This window comes from Paraflavitalea sp., from assembly GCF_059502485.1.
In genome coordinates, this window is the sequence record NZ_JCACET010000008.1 from 76,779 (window position 1) to 96,458 (window position 19,680).

At 47.2% G+C, this 19,680-nt stretch carries 13 protein-coding genes; 6 read left to right on the top strand and 7 right to left on the bottom strand.

Going from position 1 to position 19,680, the window contains the following annotated elements; translation table 11 throughout:
• Positions 1 to 2: 2 nt before the first annotated feature.
• From AC5JBY_RS02980 to AC5JBY_RS03000, 5 genes are all read right to left on the bottom strand, one after another.
• Positions 3 to 3,335 carry a VCBS repeat-containing protein gene (locus AC5JBY_RS02980; RefSeq protein WP_495903062.1) on the bottom strand — a complete coding sequence of 1,111 codons (3,333 nt, stop codon included), beginning with the start codon at positions 3,333 to 3,335 and terminating at the stop codon, positions 3 to 5.
• 189 nt (positions 3,336 to 3,524) lie between these two features.
• The gene (locus AC5JBY_RS02985) at positions 3,525 to 4,754 is read right to left on the bottom strand and encodes a DUF1015 domain-containing protein (protein WP_495903063.1); all 1,230 of its coding nucleotides are present in this window, start codon (positions 4,752 to 4,754) and stop codon (positions 3,525 to 3,527) included.
• A 17-nt stretch (positions 4,755 to 4,771) separates the two neighbouring features.
• Positions 4,772 to 5,857, bottom strand: a complete 1,086-nt coding sequence (gene serC / locus AC5JBY_RS02990) for a 3-phosphoserine/phosphohydroxythreonine transaminase (protein WP_495903064.1) — start codon at positions 5,855 to 5,857, stop codon at positions 4,772 to 4,774.
• Positions 5,858 to 6,028: 171 nt separating this feature from the next.
• On the bottom strand, positions 6,029 to 6,994 hold the full coding sequence (locus tag AC5JBY_RS02995) for a zinc dependent phospholipase C family protein (protein ID WP_495903065.1): 966 nt from the start codon (positions 6,992 to 6,994) through the stop codon (positions 6,029 to 6,031).
• Positions 6,995 to 7,093: 99 nt separating this feature from the next.
• Entirely contained in the window at positions 7,094 to 7,732 is a 639-nt protein-coding gene (locus tag AC5JBY_RS03000; protein ID WP_495903066.1) for a DUF502 domain-containing protein, read from the bottom strand.
• 246 nt (positions 7,733 to 7,978) lie between these two features.
• Here AC5JBY_RS03000 and AC5JBY_RS03005 point away from each other — a divergent pair, with 246 nt between their 5' ends.
• The 5 genes from AC5JBY_RS03005 (at position 7,979) to AC5JBY_RS03025 (ending at position 15,835) form a co-directional block, all read left to right on the top strand.
• Complete coding sequence (locus AC5JBY_RS03005) at positions 7,979 to 8,638, top strand: TetR/AcrR family transcriptional regulator (RefSeq protein WP_495903067.1); 660 nt, start codon at positions 7,979 to 7,981, stop codon at positions 8,636 to 8,638.
• The gene (locus AC5JBY_RS03010) at positions 8,610 to 10,025 is read left to right on the top strand and encodes a TolC family protein (protein WP_495903068.1); all 1,416 of its coding nucleotides are present in this window, start codon (positions 8,610 to 8,612) and stop codon (positions 10,023 to 10,025) included. Before AC5JBY_RS03005 ends, AC5JBY_RS03010 begins: the two co-directional genes overlap by 29 nt.
• A 38-nt stretch (positions 10,026 to 10,063) precedes the next feature.
• Positions 10,064 to 11,230: an efflux RND transporter periplasmic adaptor subunit gene (locus tag AC5JBY_RS03015; protein WP_495903069.1), complete on the top strand. Its 1,167-nt coding sequence runs from the start codon at positions 10,064 to 10,066 to the stop codon at positions 11,228 to 11,230.
• Between the two features lie 81 nt (positions 11,231 to 11,311).
• A complete protein-coding gene (locus tag AC5JBY_RS03020) occupies positions 11,312 to 14,890 on the top strand; it encodes an efflux RND transporter permease subunit (RefSeq protein ID WP_495903070.1) in 3,579 nt (1,192 codons plus the stop codon).
• 150 nt (positions 14,891 to 15,040) lie between these two features.
• Positions 15,041 to 15,835, top strand: a complete 795-nt coding sequence (locus tag AC5JBY_RS03025; protein WP_495903071.1) for a TIGR00266 family protein — start codon at positions 15,041 to 15,043, stop codon at positions 15,833 to 15,835.
• Between the two features lie 78 nt (positions 15,836 to 15,913).
• On the opposite strand, the gene dacB is transcribed toward AC5JBY_RS03025, so the two are convergent.
• A complete protein-coding gene (gene dacB, locus AC5JBY_RS03030) occupies positions 15,914 to 17,278 on the bottom strand; it encodes a D-alanyl-D-alanine carboxypeptidase/D-alanyl-D-alanine endopeptidase (protein ID WP_495903072.1) in 1,365 nt (454 codons plus the stop codon).
• A 40-nt stretch (positions 17,279 to 17,318) separates the two neighbouring features.
• Positions 17,319 to 18,455, bottom strand: coding sequence for a formimidoylglutamase (locus tag AC5JBY_RS03035; RefSeq protein ID WP_495903073.1), 1,137 nt, complete (start codon positions 18,453 to 18,455; stop codon positions 17,319 to 17,321).
• A gap of 137 nt (positions 18,456 to 18,592) precedes the next feature.
• On the opposite strand from AC5JBY_RS03035, the gene pheS reads away from it, so the two are divergent.
• On the top strand, positions 18,593 to 19,624 hold the full coding sequence (gene pheS, locus AC5JBY_RS03040; protein WP_495903074.1) for a phenylalanine--tRNA ligase subunit alpha: 1,032 nt from the start codon (positions 18,593 to 18,595) through the stop codon (positions 19,622 to 19,624).
• Positions 19,625 to 19,680 lie beyond the last annotated feature (56 nt).

Genomic DNA, 19,680 nt, shown 5'->3' on the forward strand with positions numbered 1-19,680 from the left:
GCTCAGTGTGACAGCTTTATAACCTGTAGGCTGTCGTTATTCTTTGCCAGTATATATGCCTGTTGTTTTCCTATTTGTATTGATGCGATGTGCCGTACCTGACCTTTTATTGGCGTTCCGTTAATCGTTTCTGCTACTACTCCTTTGCTTTTGTTTACAAGTATCGTCCCCATGTCTGCATCGTAACGTCCCATCTGGATGTTGTTGTCGTAGAAATTACCGCCTAATAAGATATCGGGCAGGGAATCGTTGTTAGCATTGATCATTACCGCGTCGCGATAGGTTGCAAGCTGTGCCTGCCAGGGCATGGGCTGCAATGTGAAGTTCATATTCCCCTGGTTGATCAGGATCGCATTGGAAAGATAGTTGGCAGTGAATACGTCTGCTTTCTTCAGTTTCTCTTCTGTAAATATTTCCGCCAATGTTGCTTTGGCAAAATCGCCGGCATAGAGGAAACGCTTTTTCAATACGGGCATCTGACGTTGCAGCTCGTCTTTATTGGCAAAGGGTATTTCACGGCCTTGCAGAAAATAGGTGAGGACCTGTTCTTTCCGGCCATTGTCGTCGAAGTCGGCATAATACATTTTGATCGGCTCTTTGTCTGAAGCAGCAAGCCGACTGTTGAGGCCGAGGTTACCAGCAATGAGATCAATGTCTCCATCCTGGTCGATATCGCAGGGCAGGAGGAAATTCCACCAGCCTTTCTTTTCTGTAATAGCCTGCCGGGTGAATTTGCCTTTGTTATTGATGTATGCATCGACACCGCCCCATTCCATCGTGGTCAGCAAATCCTGGTCGCCATCTTTATCAATGTCAATCCATTTGCCTTGTGTTACGAAGCCTGGCTGTACCAGATCCGGCGCATACTGTGCTGTAACATCTTTGAACTTGCCTGTCTTATCATTCAATAGCAAGTAAGAGCGGGGCACACGTCCATATTCATAGGGAAAGGCACGGCCTCCAATGAAGAGGTCTACAAATCCATCGCCGTTAAAATCATATGGAGCCACGCAAGCCGCTGTAATATATATATCGCTAAAAGCGTCGCTTATTTTATTCAGGTGTCCTTTGCCATCATTGATGTACACTCTTGGCAAGAGGAATGCTTCGCGACCGTAATATTCATTGCCTCCACTTGCCACTACCAGATCGGGCCATTTGTCATTGTTTACATCTACCCAGCATGCGTCTACGTCCTCACAGGTGCTATCGTTGTCCAGAGCAGACTGTATTGATCTTTCAAATTTACCGTTGCGTGTTTGCAGGAACAACGCATTCTTTTTCGCCTTGGAAGCGCCTATGAATACATCCTGCAGGCCATCGCCGTTCATATCTCCCACTGCCAGCGCCGGGCCCTCGGTGGATACCATGTGGGGTATGAGGGGTTCGCGGTCAAATTCAACAAAGTGGTTTTCCTGGTGGAAGTATTGGAGGTTAACGTCTCGTGTGATATCATTAACATGCTGCAAGTTGCTCTTGTAGGCTGCAGTCAGCAGCGTGTAATCGAATTTAGCTAAGTTACCGGGCTCGTATTTAATGGTGATGTGATTCGTATCAGACCAGTGAACTGGCTGGTACGTATTGTCGGGCCACACTATGAACATGGAATCTACTTCCGTATTGTCCAGCCCAATGTGCAGCGGAAGTTCCATAGAGGATTGAAATCCGCGGGTGGGGAACTTTTCATAGGTGCGGATGCCGCCATCGGCAAATACAATGGCTTTGGCACCTACTGCATTTGTGTTGCCGGCTGGTCCTTTCAATTGTATGGACAGGAAATGTTTGCCCGTTTTATCGTTCGTGGTGTTTCGATACAGCAGGGCAGGTTCATTAATGTTATTTACCACAATATCTAAATCGCCATCGTTGTCGAAGTCGGCGTACACAGCACCATTAGAATAGGTGGGCCTGTCGTTGCCAATCTTATTGCCTTCATCTTCAAAATGGGCGTTGCCCGTGTTACGGAAAAATCGGTTGGGCAGTTTGATCTCCGGGAATTTGTTGATCAATGCCATGTCTTTTTCCTGCATCTCTCCTCCTCTTATCTTTCGTTGTATCTCGTCGTTGGAAATGTAGTTTACGTAGTCGATATCATTGAGCCGCTTGGGTATACCGTTGGAAACAAAGAGGTCTTTCAGGCCGTCGTTATCGAAATCCATCCACAAGGGCGCCCAGGACCAATCGGTAGCGTATATGCCTGCGTACAATCCGATTTCGCTAAACTGACCATTGCGCCGATTGAGCTGGAGGGCATTGCGGGCGTACTGATAGTTGTAGCCGTGTTTGATCTTCGTGTGGAAAATATCGTATGCATCTTCTCCCAGTGATCTTTTAAGTATGTATGGGTCTGATGGCAGCATATCCATGGAAACAATCTCTGGATAAGCATCGTTGTTGATATCGGCAACATCCACGCCCATCGAAAACTGACTCGTGTGCATGATACTGTTGGTCAGCTCGTCTTTAAAGGTGCCATCGTGCTGGTTGATGTAGAGGTAATCGTTTTCGTGAAAGTCGTTGCCAATGTAGAGATCGGGCCAGCCATCGAGGTTGATGTCGGAGACAGCAATACCTAATCCATATCCAATGACCGAACTGTTGATGCCTGATTCGCGGGTGACATTGGTGAAGTGCCCATTGTCGTTCCTGAACATGCGGTGGCCCGAAAGGGAATCGTACGTACCTGCGTAGGTAGTCCGGGCTGCAAAGGTGCTGTTGTAGCGCAGCGAGTGGTTGAGCAAGTACATATCCAGATCGCCATCGAGGTCGTAGTCGAAGAAGGCGGCCTGTGTGCTAAATCCGGAGAAGTTCAATCCATATTCTTTTGCCTGTTCTTTATAAATGGGTATGCCGTTCTCAATACGTTCACAGATCAATAGCTGGTTGTGGCTTTGCAGGGTTTCGTAGTTGCCTACCCGACAAATGTAGATGTCGAGCAAGCCATCATTGTTCACATCTGCTACAGAAACGCCCGTGCTCCATCCCGTATCCTGCGGTATATGGGCTTCACGGGTGATGTCTTTAAACTGTAGGTTGCCTGTATTGAGGTATAACCGATTGGGTTGCTGATTGGCTGCGAAGAAAAGGTCTATGTTGCCATCGTTGTTGAAATCGCCTGCTCCTACTCCTGCCCCATTGTAGAAGTACATATACTTCAGCATGTTGATGCTGTTGCTTTGTGTGAGTGTGTTGGAGAAGTTGAGGCCGGTGCGGTCGCTGTCCAATGTTTCAAAGAGGGGTGGCTGCTCCGGGCTGCCGGACCGGCAACCAGTGATGAGGGTAAGGATAATTCCCAGGCTGATGATGAATGCAATGCAGTGATTGGTCCGGCTCATAGCAGCAGTAATCGTTTAGTGTAATATAGCTAAAATGTCTGAACCACGATTTTGAGGATTTGATGGATTGTGAGGAAATAAAGGACCGCCTTCGGCACCCCTTCTCTGGAGACGGACCAAAGGCCCGAAAATAAAACTGCGAGGCTTATAGCCTCGCAGTGCGAATTAAAGTGAAGTTATGTTAGGGTTTTAAGCTATCAGATGTGTGAGCAAACCGTCGCGGAGCTTGGGCTCGAACCAGGTGCTTTTGGGTGGCATTACATTGCCGCTGTCGGCAATATCGAACAGTTGCTGAATGGTAACGGGATGCAGACTGAAGGCAACTGCCATTTCTCCGCTGTTGATTCTTTTTTCCAGTTCACCCAATCCACGGATGCCGCCAATGAAATCGATGCGTTTATCGGTACGCTGGTCTTTAATGCCCAGCCATTTGTCGAGCACATTGTTGGAGAGGATCGATACATCCAATACGCCAATGGGGTCAGTTGTGAACGTACCTTCTTTGGAAGTGAGTTTATACCACTGTCCTTTGAGGTACATGCCAAACTCGTGCAGGTTTTCTGGTGCTAACGGCGCTGCAATTTTTTCAACGGTGAAATCGGCTGTCAGCTTTTGGAGGAGTTCTGCTTCCGTCAATCCATTGAGGTCTTTTACCACGCGGTTGTAATCCATGATGTACAACTGGTTGGAGGGGAACAGCGTGGTGAGAAAGTAGTTGGCTTCCGGTGTGGTTTTCTCTCCGAGGGCTTTGCGCACTTTGGCTGCTGATGCCGCACGGTGGTGACCATCGGCAATGTAAGTAGCCGGTACTACCGTAGCGAAAATATCTGTGATGGATTTGATCGCTTCGTCATTGTTCACCACCCAAATGGTGTGGCTAATGTTGTCATCTGCCGTGAAGTTGTATACGGGATGATGGCCTGCTTTCCAGTCGTCGATGAGCTTGTCCAGCTCTGTTACGTTTTTATAGGCGAGGAACACATTACCTGTTTGTGCACCGGAGGTCTTGATGTGGTTGATGCGGTCCTGCTCTTTTTCGGGGCGGGTGAATTCGTGTTTCTTAATGATGTCCTGCTCGTAGTCGTCTACTGAGCTACCGCAAACAAGTCCTGTCTGGCTACGGCCATTCATCACCAACTGGTAGATGTAGTAGCAGGCTTTGTCTTCACGGAACAGGATGCCACGTTGTATAAAAGCTGCGAGGTTTTCTTTTGCCTTATCGTATACTTCCTGTGTGTGGATGTCGATATTTTCAGGGAGACTAATCTCTGATTTGGTGATGTGCAGGAAGGAGTATGGGTTTCCTGCTGCTTCTTCACGGGCTTCTTTGCTGTTCAATACATCATATGGACGGGAGGCTACCTGGGCGGCTAACTCAGGTTTTGGCCGCAATGCTTTGAATGGTTGTATAGATGCCATAATGGTTGTTGTTGTGTTTATCCTTTTCGTTGTGCAAAGTCGTTCATGAGACTGGTTAGTGCCTGTACGCCTGCCAGTGGCATTGCGTTGTAGAGGGAAGCGCGGAAACCTCCTATCGTGCGGTATCCTTTTACACCTACCATGCCGTTTTCTTTGCAAAGGGCCAGGAACTCTTTTTCGAGCGCCTGGTCGTCCATCACAAATGTGACGTTCATCTTACTGCGGTCTTCCACCGCTGCTGTTCCTTTGAAGATGGGGTTCTTATCTATTGTGCTGTAGAGCAAGGCTGCTTTTTCGTTGTTGATCTTTTCTATCGCTGCTACTCCACCCTGCTCTTTCAGCCAGCGGAGGGTGAGCATACATACGTATACAGCAAACACCGGCGGTGTGTTGAGCATAGAGCCGTTCTCGATGTGGTTGCGGTAGTCCATCATCACTGGCAGCTTGCGATCTACCTTTCCTAATATGTTCTTGTTTACCACCACCAGGTTTACGCCTGCTGCGCCCACATTTTTCTGCGCGCCTGCATAGATGAAGTCGTATTTATTGAAGTCGAGTGTACGGCTGAGGATGTCGCTGCTCATATCAGCTACCAAGGGAACGCCTGTTTCGTAGAAGGGGTTCATATCCTGCCACTGTGTACCATATATCGTATTGTTGGTAGTGATGTGCAGGTATTTGGCCGTTTTTGGAACGATCATGTTTTTAGGCAGGTAGTTGTAGTTGGCTTCTTTTGAACTGCCTACTACTTCTACATGTCCAAAGAGACGTGCTTCTTTAATAGCTTTGGCTCCCCATATATCGGTATCGGTGTATGCTGCTATTTCGTTATCGTTCAGCAGGTTCATGGGCACCTGGAAGAATTGTGTGGAGGCGCCGCCATGCAGGAATAATACCTCATGGTCTGCATCCAGTTGCATCAATTCTTTTACCAGGGAGATGGCTTCGTTCATCACCGCCTGGAAGGTTTCGGTGCGGTGTCCTAATTCCAGGATGGATAGGCCTGTATTGTTGAAGTTCAGGACTGCTTGTGCTGCTTGTTCAAATACGGTCTTTGGCAATATGCTGGGGCCAGCATTGAAGTTATAAATCGCTGATGTCACGGCTCTAATGATTTCTCTGATTAAAAAAGAAGGGCAAAGGTAACGATTGTTTCTGGTTTCCGGGTGTCAGTTTCCAGTTGCAGGTTACAAAGTTTCAGGTTACAGGGGGCTGGTTGGCGGTCACCAGCTGCTTCATTTTCCAGTATATTGGTAGACTTGTTTATTTATATATCAATCGCAGTTTCTGGACGGGGCTTTTCCCGCTTTCCACTGTTGGTTAAGGGTCTCCAATTCTTTGCGCTCTGTTTCACTGAAGTGCTTATTGGTCAATTGTTTCAGATCGGGCTGTCCCGCATTTACCCAGGCTGTGTACCAAAACGAGGCTACTGCATATATGGATTGCCGCATGCGTCGCTCTACCATGTTGTTGAGCCGACGGTTGTACTGCCGACAATAGGCTTGTGCGTATTGCCGGGTTATTATTCCATTGCGGTGTTCGAAAGCAAATTTCTGATCGGCAGGGTATTCGTGGTTGAGTGCTTTCTCAAAGGTTAGCACCGTATCGGCTGCTGCTGCGCTTTCCAATACTCTGTTCCAGATAAAGTTGCCAGGGTCATTGATGTATCCGGCTTTGCCTATATAAAAGTCCCATTCTTTTTCGGCCAGCAGTTCGGGTATTCTCGATTCCCAAAATCCATGTATGCCTTGCTGGCCTGTATGTTGTCCGTTGTGGTTGCTGCATACGTGTAAGGGAACATGTACGTCACCGATATAATGGCCAATATCGGCTGAAAGTTTTAATATTCTTGCCTGGTCTTTTTGTTTGAAGGCTTCTGTGAGGCGGTGTTGCATGGTTTGTATCCACCAGGGTACTATACCGTATTTCATCAGACTATCTTGTGTGTACTTCTCTATGGCGTCATTCCACTGTCGTGGTAAGGAATCGTAGGGATATTGGCCATAGTGGTCGATGTCGATGTAGTGGCGCGGGGCTTCTATGTCTAAAGCGTAGCGGCGTTTGTCGGGATCAACGGCGTGTTCGCTGAGGAAGTTGATGTGGGGTTTGTAGAGTACCATCATTTCCGGTGGCAGGAGGAATACGGCGAGGTAGTTGATCTTTTTGTGGGCGTAGAAGCCCCAGCAGAAGGCTTGGTGAAATGAGCATAATAGAAAAGCAATTAGTGTGGCTTTTTTCATAAGTGATATTGGTTTGTACAATTGGGCTAAAGCCCAAAGAAACTTTGTCGATTCTTTATCCCGGCCCTAAAGGACCGGGCAATTCCGTTTGCTTCGACTTTACTTCTTCTCTTCGTGTTCGTCGTCGAGGTGGGTGACGCCGCCGGAGATGGCAAACTTCATGGCTTCGGTGGAGGTTACATCGGTCAGGAGGCGTACGCGGTCTTTCTTAACAAAGTACAGGCGGCCGGTAAGGGCATAGGCTTGTGGAACGTACACTGCCACATGTTCCTGCAAACCAAAGTCGTTCAGCTCCTCCCGTGTAATAAAGCCTACCTGCCACACATCCAACGATTCTACGCTTACCAATACTGCTTTATCAAACTTACGTTTGTCGCCGGCAAAGGCTTCGAAGAAATCTTTGATGGTGCTATAGATCAGCTTTATTCCGGGTGTTCGCTCCAGTATTTTATCAAATAAATCTACCAGGCGGCTAATGATATAGGATGAGGATATATAGCCTACCAATATAACAATGAGTATTACCAATACGAATCCCACTCCGGGAATCCTGACATTGCCTTCAGCGTCGGTGACTATTAAATGGGGAAATATCTTTTGTACAAGACCGGGCAATATGCCATCAACAAAGTTGAATAAAACGGTTACGGCGTAGATGGTGAGGGCTATGGGCGCCAGGATAATGAGTCCTTGTAAGAAATATTGGAAAATTTTTCTCAGTACCCGTTTGGTCTTCATGTTACAACAATGGTTTACGCAAAATTACATCTGCGCGGCCAGCCTGCCTGAGTTTATTTCGATTACTTTTTTCTTAAGTGTCATGGATTTATATAATATGCTACTGTCTGATATTGTCGCATTCAACCCTTTTATGGAGATGGGTTACAAACAAGTGTTTGCCTGTTTTATCTGCTAAGATTCCCAAAAAAAGACGCTTGGAAACTTTCGTAACGAAAAAAGTTTCCATAGTTTTGGCCCCGAATTATGACAGTCGAATCAAATACGAAGGAACGGATCAGGCAGAAGGCTGAGGAGTTGTTCATGAAGTATGGAATCCGGAGTGTGAGTATGGATGATATCGCCAATGCGCTGGGCATGAGTAAAAAGACTATCTACCAATACTTTGTAGACAAGGATGAGTTGGTAGACAGTGTGGTGGAGTTTGACATCAACAGCATGCAAAATGATTGTCTGGCGCTGGTAAAGGATGCGCATGATGCGGTGCAGGAGATCTTTTTTACGATTGACCGTTTACTGGAGCAGTTTCGCAATATGAACCCCATGTTGATCTATGACCTGGAAAAATTCCACTTCCGGGGTTACCAAAAGTTCATGGATCATAAGAATAAGTTTTTGTTGCAGGTTATCCGCAAGAATATGGAGCGGGGCCTGGCTGAAGGTTTGTACCGGGATGATATTAATATAGAGATCATTTCCAAGTTCCGGCTGGATTCTATGATGGTCGCCTTCAATATTGACCTTTTCCCCCCTACCAAATATAGCCTGGCTGATGTCTCCAAGGAGATCATCGAGCATTATGTATATGGCCTGGCTTCTCTGAAAGGTTATAAGCTGATCGTAAAATATAAAGAAGAACGTTTAAAACAAGCAAAACATGAGACCTTATCAGGTAAGACGAAGTAAAAACTCCCTGATGTTATTGTTAGCCTGTCTGGCGATCTACCCTACGCTGGCACAGGATAGCACGCGTCACGCTCTGTCGATCAGGCAGTGTGTTGATTATGCCATGAAAAACAGCGCTCAGGTGAAGAACGTGTTGCTGGCTATTCAGTTGCAGCAACAGGACAACAAAGAGATCACATCGGCCGCCCTGCCTCAGATCAGCGGAAACGTCGATGTGAATTATTATCCCAAAGTACCCGTGCAAAGTTTTCCCAACTTCATTGCTATGGCCACTTATGGTGTGCTGGAGCAGGAGGGTGTGAAAGATGGTAACGGTAATGCTATTGTTTCGCCCAGTGATTTCGGGTTTATCCAGGCGCAGTTTGGTACCAAGTGGACCAGCTCTGCCGGTGTAAGTCTATCGCAGTTGTTGTTTGATGGGCAGGTGTTTATTGGCTTAAAGGCCAGGGATGCCTCTATTCAATATATAACGAAGACTGCTGAGGTGACGCAGGAGCAGATCAAAGCGAATGTGTATAAGGTGTATTACCAGCTGGTGGTAGGCAAGAAGCAAATTGGCACTATCGATGCCAATATCGAGCGTTTTGAGAAGTTATTGCACGACACGAAGGCTTTGTATGACAATGGTTTTGCCGAGAAACTGGATGTTGACAGGGCTGATGTGACGCTGGCGAACCTGCGGACTGAAAAGATAAAGCTGGATAATCAGTTGAGTAATGGTTTGCTGGGTTTAAAGTTGCTGATGGGCATGCCCATACGCCATACGCTAGCGTTGACGGATACTGTTTCCGAGCAAGAGTTGAAGACTGATATTCTCGACACGGCTTATAATTATACCGACCGCAAAGAATATGAGCAGGCCGAGTGGTTGAGAAAGCTGAATGAATTCAATATTAAGCGTTATCAGCTTAGCAAGCTGCCTACTGTGGCATTAATAGGCAATTTCAGCAAGAATGCTCAACGTAATAAGTTTGACTTTTTTTCGAAAGGTGACTGGTTTACTACCGCCCTGGTAGGTTTAAAGGTTTCTGTTCCCATTTTTGAGGGGTTGGCCAAGAATGCACGCATCAGTAAGGCGCGATTGACGCTTCAACAAACGGATAATAATATCGAATACCTGAAGCAAACGATCGATAATGAGGTAGAGACTGCCCGTACAACGTTGAACAGCGCTGTTGTGACAATGGATTATCAGCGTAAGAATATGGTACTGGCGGAGAATGTTTATAACCAGACTAAGAAGAAGTATGAGCAGGGGCTGGGTACTAACCTCGAGGTAACCACCGCACAATCTGACTTACGGGTAGCGCAGATAAACTATTACAGTTCTTTGTATGATGCCGTTATTGCCAAGGTGGATTACCTGAAAGCTGTTGGCAAACTTTAAACCATTACAACCTCATTAATAGCATTAAAACACGAATCATGAAAACGATGTATAAATTAAGTGCCCTGGTCCTGCTGGTTGTACTCGCTGCTTGCGGTGCATCATCGGGCGATAAAGACCTGGCGAAGAAGAAAGCCGAGCTGGAAAAGCTGAAGGGTGAACAAAAGACGCTGGCGGTAAAGATCGACTCGCTGGAAGCGGAGCTTTCCAGGCTGGACACTTCAATGGTGAAGGAAGAAAAAACCAAGCTGGTAGCCGTTTCTCCGGTTGCTCCCAGCCAGTTTACGCATTATATCGATCTGAAAGGAAGAATAGATGCGCAGAACATAGTGTATGTGACTCCGCGTAATGCTGGTGGTCTTGTAAAGGCCATCTATGTGAAGCAAGGTGATCCTGTACGTAAAGGGCAATTGCTGATGAAATTGGATGATCCCATGACGCAGCAACAGATCGAGCAAGCCAAGATCAACCTTGCATTGGCACAAACTACTTACGACCGCCGCAAGAATCTGTGGGACCAAAAGATCGGTACAGAGATCGAGTTACTGAATGCAAAGGCTAATGTTGACAATATCCAAAAGGGGATCGACTTATTGAAGGAGCAGTCTGAATTGACGAATGTGCATGCAGAAATAAGTGGTGTAGCTGATGAGGTTTCCATTAAGGTGGGTGAAGCTTTTGCTGCCGGCAGCAGTGCTTCTCATCGCGGTATCACCATCGTAAACTCCAGTGAACTGAAAGTGGTTGTAGACGTGCCTGAAAGTTACCAGGGCCGTGTGGATGTGGGCAGTAATTTATTGATCACGCTGCCTGAAATGAATAATGACACGCTGCGTGCGAAGGTGAATGTAGCAGGCAGGCAGATCAACCCAGACACCCGTTCTTTCCAGGTTGAGGCAAGAATTCCCGCTAATAGAAAGTTTCGCCCGAATCAACTCGCTATTGCACGTATTCAGGATTATGCAGCTCCCAAAGCAATTACTGTTCCCATCGCCACGCTACAGAGTGATGAGAAAGGCAAGTTTGTGCTGGTGGCGGTAAAAGAGGGCAATAAACTTGTGGCCCGTAAGCGTGCCATTACCGTGGGTGAGTTGTATGGTGACAGGCTGGAAGTGAAGAGTGGCCTTGCTGCGGGTGAGCAGTTAATTACTGAAGGATTCCAGGGGTTGTATGACGGGCAAGCGATCACTACGGATGTAAAATAGACAGGAAGTCGGCAAGCCGGATAGTCCGAAAGTCCGGACGGAAGGCTGCCAAGAAGATTCAACCATTCTTAAAACAATCTTATGAGTGTTCTGGAAAATATAACGGACAAGTTCAAACATTTTGGCCCAACGACCTGGAGTATCAAGAACAAAACATCGATCTACCTGGTGATGTTGTTTGTGACGCTGGCGGGTGTTTACCAGTTTGTGACTTTGCCCAAGGAACAATATCCCGACATTGTGATCCCTACGATCTATGTTCAAACGATCAATGTTGGTAACTCTCCCAAAGACATGGAGAACCTGGTTACTCAACCTATTGAAAAGCAGATCAAGGGTATTACCGGCGCCAAGATCAATAAGGTAACGAGTACTTCTATACAGGATTATTCTGCCATCACCGTTGAGTTCGATACGGATGTTAAAACTGATATTGCTTTACAAAAGGTAAAGGATGCCGTAGACAAGGCCAAGCAAGACCTGCCTACTGATCTTACTGAAGAGCCTACTGTATTGGAAGTAAGCTTTTCGGACCAGCCTATCATGTATGTGAATGTGAGTGGGAATTTTGACGTGATGAAGCTGAAGGAGTATGCGGATGATCTGCAAGACAGGCTGGAAGAACTTCCACAGATCAACCGGGTAGACCTGGTAGGTGCTCCTGAACGGGAGTTCCAGATCAATGTGGACAACTACAAGATGCAGGCTGCCAATGTTACGTTTGACGATATCGCTAATGCAGTAGCGCGTGAAAATCTGGATATCTCCGGCGGCTTGCTTGATGTGGGAGACACCAAACGTAATCTGCAATTGAAGGGTCAGTTCAAAACTTCTTTCGATATCGAGAAGGTGATCGTACGCAACCCCAAAGGTGCTGCTATTTACCTAAAAGATATTGCTATTATCAAGGATACCATCAAGGACAAGGAAAGTTATGCACGCCTGAATGGCAAGAACGTTATTACGCTGAATATCATCAAACGCTCTGGTGAGAACCTGATCGAGACGTCTGATGATGTGAAGAAGGCTGTTGCCGAGATGAAGGAGCAGCAATTTCCCAAAGAGCTGGATGTAGTGATCACCGGTGATATGAGTAAAGCGACCAGGACTTCTTTTGACGAACTGGTTAATACCATCGTTATTGGTTTTGTGCTGGTATTGTTGATCCTGATGTTCTTCATGGGTGTTACGAATGCGTTCTTCGTAGCCTTGTCGGTTCCACTGAGTATGTTCGTAGCCTTCATTTTCTTACCGGCTGCCGACCTTATCGTGGGGGCTAATGTGACGCTGAACTTCATGGTGTTGTTTGCGTTGGTGTTTGGGCTTGGTATCATTGTGGATGATGCGATCGTGGTGATCGAGAATACGCACCGGATCTTTGTGCAGTCGAAAGGCAAGCTTACGGCTGAGAAGTCGGCCATGATGGCTGCGGGGGAAGTATTCATACCTGTTCTATCGGGTACCGTTACGACGCTTGCTCCTTTCTTCCCGTTGCTGTTCTGGCCAGGTATTATCGGTAAGTTCATGATCTACCTGCCTACGATGCTGATCTTTACGCTTACTGCTTCACTGATCGTGGCATTTATCATGAACCCCGTGTTTGCTGTGGATTTCATGAATCATGAGGAGCATGGCAAGAAGCGGAAATCGGATATTTTCAGAAGCCCTGCTTTATGGGTTGCGCTGGGCGTAGGTATCTTACTGGACCTTGGCGGCTATACCTTTCTTGGTAATTTATTGATCTTCTTTGTACTGGTGGCTATTCTGAACAAGTATGTACTGGAGGGTATGATCCGCCGGTTCCAACATAGCTTTTTGCCCTGGTTGATGAATCATTATGAAAGTTTGCTACGTTGGGCGCTGAAAGGATGGAGGCCCGTGTGGTTATTGATTGGCACATTTGGCTTGTTCCTATTCTCTCTGTTTCTTTTTGGTGCAGCGAAGGTGCCTGTGATCCTTTTTCCTACCGGTGATCCCAACCAGATCTATGTGTACATGAAGCTTCCGGTAGGTACGGATGTGAATTATACGGATTCGGTGACGCGCGTGTTAGAAGGCCGTGTATATAAGGTGCTCGGCATCGATAATGGCAAAACCAACCCCATTGTAGAAAGCGCTATCAGTAACGTCGCTGTAGGCGCCGGTGACCCGATGAGTGGTGACCGCAGTACAAGGCCTGAACTGGGACGTATTCAGATCTCTTTTGTGGAGTATGAAAAGCGGCATGGTCACTCAACACGTCCTTATCTGGATTCAATACGCCAGGTGGTGAAGGGTATACCGGGTGCTGAGTTATCGGTAAGCCAGGAACAGGGTGGTCCTCCTACTGATCCTCCTGTAAATATCGAGGTAGCCAGTGAAAATTTTGATGATCTGATCAAAACGGCTACCATATTAAAGAATTACCTGGACTCCATCAATACGCCGGGTGTGGAAGAGTTGAAGATGGATGTGGACCTTACGAACCCTGAGATCACTTTCACTGTAGATCGTGAGCGGGCATTGATCGAAGGGGTATCTTCTTATCAAATCGGCATGGAGCTGCGTACTGCCTTGTTTGGCCGTGAGGTATCGAAGATCAAGGATGGTGAGGATGAGTATAAGATCCAGTTGCGTAACCTGGAGCTTCAACGTAAAAGCCTGGGTGACCTGCTGAATATGAAGATCTATTTCCGGGATATGGCTACTGGTGGATTTAAAAGTATTCCGATCAGTTCGGTGGTGAAGATGGATTATACCAGCACGCTGGGTAGCGTAAAGCGCAAGAACCAGAAGAGAACGATCACGCTGGTATCGAATGTACTGGAAAGCCAGGGGTATAACCCAGCTGCGGTAAATGAAGAGCTCAAGGTGCATATCGATAATTTCAAGAAGAAGCCAGATAATGTTACCATCCGTCAAACGGGCCAGGGTGAGCAGATGGCAGAGACGTTCAACTTCCTGATACTTGCATTGGTCATTGCATTGATGTTGATCTTATTGATCCTCGTATTGCAGTTCAACTCTGTAAGTAAATCGGTCATGATCCTGATGGAGATCATCTTCAGTGTGATTGGCGTATTGATCGGTTTTGCTTTAACTGGTATGCAGGTTTCCATTGTAATGACCGGTATCGGTATCGTGGGATTAGCAGGTATTGTGGTAAAGAATGGTATCCTCGTGATCGAGTTTACGGAAGAGTTGCGTGGTCGTGGTATGAAGACAAGGGAAGCTGTGGTAGAGGCTGGTAAAACGCGGATCATTCCCGTATTGTTAACAGCGATCGCGGCCATCCTCGGTTTGATCCCGCTGGCCATTGGTTTTAATATCAACTTCTTAACGTTATTCTCCGACCTGAATCCAAAGATCTTCTTTGGTGGCGACAACGCAGTGTTCTGGAAACCGCTCGCCTGGACCATCATCTTTGGTCTTTCGTTTGCGTTTTTCATGACATTGATCATTGTGCCAAGTATGTACCTGATCGGTGAAAGGCTGAAGCGTCCGATGCGCAGGATGTATGGTGGTAAATGGATCTCCTTCCTGGGTATTCCTCCTTTTACCTTAGTGTTTATGTTGCTGATGCTGGTGACTATGGTGGCGCACCGTTTTGCCAAGGCGCGCCGCAGGCGTAAGCTTGCCAAGGAGCGTGTGAATGAAGCATTTATTGGCAGCTGGTTTTAAATTGTTATTTCTCCATATTGTAAGGGCCTGGCTATTAGCCGGGCCTTTATTTTTCTGCCGGCTGTAATATTTCCTTTTTTTTACTACTTATTAAATGTGCTTTTTCAACGAGCGCTTTAATTAATTTTGAACTAAACAATTGACTATTATATGAAAACGAATCATGAAATAGATTATCGTATTTACGGTGAAGAGATGCAATATGTAGAGGTTGAGCTTGACCCGAATGAAACAGCCGTAGCGGAAAGTGGCGCGTTCATGATGATGGACGACGGTATCCAGATGCAAACCATGTTTGGCGACGGTTCGCAACCGCAACAAGGCTTATTGGGCAAGCTGATGTCGGCCGGTAAACGCATCCTTACTGGTGAAAGTCTGTTCATGACCGCCTTTACCAATGTGGGTCAAGGCAAGAAAAGGGTAAGTTTTGCTTCTCCTTATCCCGGCAAGATCATTCCGCTTGATCTTTCGCGCTATGAGGGTAAGATCGTAGCTCAAAAGGATTCTTTCCTGTGTGCTGCCAAGGGTGTGTCTATCGGCATCGAGCTGCAACGGAAACTGGGCACCGGTTTGTTTGGCGGTGAAGGTTTCATCATGCAAAAGCTGGAGGGCGATGGTATGGCTTTTGTGCATGCCGGCGGTCACGTGTTTGAAAAGACATTACAACCGGGTGAGTTTTTACGCATAGATACCGGCTGTCTTGTAGCATATACAAGGCATATCAATTATGATATTCAATTTGTAGGTGGCATCAAGAATACGTTGTTTGGTGGTGAAGGTTTATTCTTTGCTACGCTGCGTGGTCCTGGCAAAGTGTGGATACAAACGCTGCCGATCAGCCGTCTGGCAGGCCGTATCCTTGCTTATGGTACTTATAAGCGTAAAGAGGAGGGTAGTATCCTCGGTGGCCTGGGTAATATGCTGGATGGAGATGGATGGAAGTAGTTGCGCCTTAGTTGCAAATAATATAAAAAAAGCCCGTTTTGCAGTAATGCAGAACGGGCTTTTTGTTGTCAGCATTTATTAGTACTTCTCGCGGATGCTTGTGATGAAGGCTTCTACTGTGCGTCGTACTGCTACTGCATTTCCATTGTGGTTGTTGACCAGCACAGAAAACAGGATGAGCTTGTTTTTCTGTGTGTAGAGGTAGCCGCTTAATGCCACCACTCCCGACAGAGTGCCTGTTTTAGCAAAAATGTACCCGCTGTCTTTTTTATAGAAGTTGCCCAATGTGCCGGTTCCCCCGGTAGGTAATATTTTTTTGAGGCGGTCCATTCCAAACTGCTCGCGCATTTTGTTGAGGATGGTTATAAAATCTTGTGGTGTGAACAGGTTGTACCTGCTCAAACCGCTACCATCTACCCAGCGCGGCGCCTGTGGCAGATCGGCCAGATCGGTTTTCAGGAGTGTATCGATGATCAGTCGGTCGCTCATTACACCCAACTTCTGGTTGCTCACCATGAGTAGTGTTTGCTCGGCATAAAAGTTATCGCTCCTGTACATCATCGGCTTCAGCATGGAATCGGTAAGTTGTGAATGTATGGCTACCGGTTTCCGGCTGTTGATCATGGGTTGCAGGCTGCGTGTTGTTTTCCATGTTTTGTAGGCGACTTCTTTGTGCAGTGTATCGGGCAACAGTTCAAGTGCCGACTGCAGGCCATGTGTAACAAATGGCACTTCCTGTTCTTTCTTCTTTTCTTTTCCTTGTGTGATGTGGAAGACATTTTCGGCCTGCTCGCGCTCTACGTAAAAGCTTTTTACTGCCGTATCGCCGTTGAAGCGCACTTTCCATTCTACTTCGGGAATGGAATATACCGAAGGGCTGGGTGCAAAAAGCGGGTCTTCATTTTGTACTCCCTCGGGGGCTTCCTGTACCCAACGAATGATGTTGCCAAAGACAGGGAGCGGGCTACGCTCGGCCATGTATTCTTCGTTGTAATCGCTCCATCCCCATCCTGAACCAAGGGCCCTGTCTTTCCAATCCTGATCGGTGATGTAGACATTTTTTGTTGTCTTTTGGAGGAAGTCTACTACCGGTTGTTTTTTGAATTCGGGATGTAGCAGGGTTGGGTCGCCGGCCGGCAGCAGGAAGATTGCCGTGTCATTTTCGAGATAGCGAACGCCGGTAAGGCTGTCGCCCAGGTATTTCAACGCCGCAAAGCAGGTAACGATCTTGGTATTGGAGGCGGGTACAAAGTATTGGTCGCCCTGGTAATTGTAGAGGTACTTATTGTCATTTACATCAAAAAGACTGATACCGATATGGGCCTTGCTGATGGCGGGGTCTTGCAGGATTGATTTGTGGACTTGTTTGTTGATGGCTTTCTGCGGTGAGCAGGCCGCAAAAAACAGCAGGGAACCAATGATATATCCGGTACTTTTTTTCATAGCACCAATATACCCACTAATAGGCTAATTAGGTCAATTCTTATTCTCTTTCCTGTGCGCGGAGCCAGCGCTCGGGTATCTCATTGCGACCGGCGAGGAGATAATCTTTATAGGAGCAGGGAATGAATTTTTTATCGGGCAGCTGCATCCACCAACGTCCTGTTTTTTTGCTTTGGAGGAATACGGATTCTATTTCGGCGAAGGCCATGTGAAATTCGTTGAAGGATTCTTTTTCTTCTACCTGGGCTTCACGTTTTCCGCGGCTGCGGCCATCGACGAGGTACCATAGCATGTGGCTGATCTGTTTGGCCGTCAGTGCTTCTTTGTCTTTGGCGGGCATGTAGCCGTATATGCCTACCGTGGTAACATTGGTACTCATGCCTGCATAGCGCATGAGGATACAGGCTTCTTCTCCGTTCAGGCCATTGGGCGTAATCGTATTGGCAGGTGCAAACGCATTAGCGATTGCTGAAATATCAAAGCTAAAGAGCTGGCTATTCCGAATAACGGGCTCCATTTCTTCTATCTGTTCTTTCACCATGCCTACGCGGAAGCAATCGAACCGGAGCTTGTCCATGGTTTCGAGCATGTGGGGATGGATGTAGTAGCTCTGGAACGCGACGTGGTTGTAGTGCCTGATGAAATTGGGCTCACCGGTGAGCATTTCCATCAGGAAGTTCTTATCGCGCTGTGGTGTGTCGATCGAAAGGTCGATGAGTGCATCCACACAGACCGCATCAATGACTTTTTTCTGATCGGCATACATGCCATATTGTGCGAGGGTAAGGTCGTGTGAGCCACCCAGTATTACCACCATTTTACCTGCAGCAGTCAGTTCGGCCAGCACCGTTTTGAGAGCTGCATAGGTGTCTTTAAGGGAGGCGCCTTTTTTAATGTTTCCAATGTCGGCTATGGATACATCGTGGTGCCAGAAGAAAAGCTGGTACAGTTCGGCGCGGATCCAGTCGGGCGCCAACTGTGGTGTAGGCGGGACGCCTGCGCCCCTGGTTTCGCCGCAACCTACCAATACGATGTCGACGCCGGTGAGGTCGGGCATTTCTTCTTCATATACGTGCAGGGTTTTACCTAATTGTCCATCCTTGTACGACTCATCCTGCGACAGTACCGCTCTATTTACAGGCTCCAGAAAATCAACGATATTAAAAATATCCGACATGGCCGCAAGATAGGCTGAAAGTCGGAAATGTAAGTAGCCGGAAAGGTGAAAAGGCGGGAAGGGCCTGGGGAGTTCCGGACTTTTCGGACTTTACTGACTTCCAGACTTTTCGGTCTTCCTTCATTATCTTTGCCGGTATGGAACAATTGTTACAACAGATTGAGGCCTATAAGAAGGAGATCGAAAAGGTAGCTGCCGACGGAGCCGAGGCGCTGGAAGCTTACCGTATTAAGTTTCTTGGTACAAAGGGGATTGTAAAGAACCTGTTTACCGAGATGAAGAGTGTGGCTGCCGACAAGCGGAAGGAGTTTGGCCTGGTATTGAATGAGTTCAAGCAACTGGCTGAGGGCAAATATGAAGCCTGGAAACAACAACTGGAAAGCAGCAGTGCTGTTGCTGGTCCCTCCATCGATGTAACGCTTCCCGGCGATCCATTGCCCATGGGCACACGCCACCCTATCAATTTGTTCCTGAATCATGTGATCAGCATTTTCCAACGTTTGGGATTTTCTGTAGCGGAAGGCCCCGAGATCGAAGATGACTGGCACAACTTCACTGCATTGAACCTGCCCGAGCATCACCCTGCGCGGGACATGCAGGATACTTTTTATATTCAGCAAAAGCCTGACTGGCTTTTGCGTACGCATACCAGCAATACGCAGATACGGGCTATGGAGCAAAATCCGCTGCCTATCCGAATTATCTGCCCCGGCCGCGTGTATCGCAATGAAACGGTAAGCGCCCGTAGTCACTGTTTCTTCCACCAGATCGAGGGTTTGTATATTGACGAGAATGTATCTTTTGCCGATCTGAAGCAGACGTTGTACTTCTTCGTTCAGGAAATGTATGGCAAGGATATCAAGGTTCGTTTCCGCCCCAGTTATTTCCCTTTTACTGAGCCAAGTGCAGAGATGGATATTCAATGCCAGATTTGTGGTGGTGAAGGTTGTGCGGTTTGCAAGCGTACCGGCTGGCTGGAGATCCTTGGTTGTGGAATGGTTCACCCCAAGGTGCTGGAGAACTGCAAGATCGACTCCAACAAATATACCGGCTTCGCTTTTGGTATGGGCATCGAGCGCCCTGCCCTGTTGAAGTATGGCATCAACGACATCCGCCTTTTCAGTGAAAATGATGTGCGGTTCCTACGACAGTTTACGAGTGCGATATGAGGAAAGAATACAGCATACAGAATTCAGTATACAGAATAGCTACCGCGCTTTTGAAG

Coding starts and splice junctions, on each gene's coding strand:
- AC5JBY_RS02995 (WP_495903065.1), bottom strand. CDS start 6,994: ATGAAAAAAGCCACACTAATTGCTTTTCTATTATGCTCATTTCACCAA.
- dacB (WP_495903072.1), bottom strand. CDS start 17,278: ATGAAAAAAAGTACCGGATATATCATTGGTTCCCTGCTGTTTTTTGCG.
- pheS (WP_495903074.1), top strand. CDS start 18,593: ATGGAACAATTGTTACAACAGATTGAGGCCTATAAGAAGGAGATCGAA.
- AC5JBY_RS03020 (WP_495903070.1), top strand. CDS start 11,312: ATGAGTGTTCTGGAAAATATAACGGACAAGTTCAAACATTTTGGCCCA.
- AC5JBY_RS02980 (WP_495903062.1), bottom strand. CDS start 3,335: ATGAGCCGGACCAATCACTGCATTGCATTCATCATCAGCCTGGGAATT.
- AC5JBY_RS03000 (WP_495903066.1), bottom strand. CDS start 7,732: ATGAAGACCAAACGGGTACTGAGAAAAATTTTCCAATATTTCTTACAA.
- AC5JBY_RS03010 (WP_495903068.1), top strand. CDS start 8,610: ATGAGACCTTATCAGGTAAGACGAAGTAAAAACTCCCTGATGTTATTG.
- AC5JBY_RS03025 (WP_495903071.1), top strand. CDS start 15,041: ATGAAAACGAATCATGAAATAGATTATCGTATTTACGGTGAAGAGATG.
- AC5JBY_RS03015 (WP_495903069.1), top strand. CDS start 10,064: ATGAAAACGATGTATAAATTAAGTGCCCTGGTCCTGCTGGTTGTACTC.
- AC5JBY_RS02985 (WP_495903063.1), bottom strand. CDS start 4,754: ATGGCATCTATACAACCATTCAAAGCATTGCGGCCAAAACCTGAGTTA.
- AC5JBY_RS03035 (WP_495903073.1), bottom strand. CDS start 18,455: ATGTCGGATATTTTTAATATCGTTGATTTTCTGGAGCCTGTAAATAGA.
- AC5JBY_RS03005 (WP_495903067.1), top strand. CDS start 7,979: ATGACAGTCGAATCAAATACGAAGGAACGGATCAGGCAGAAGGCTGAG.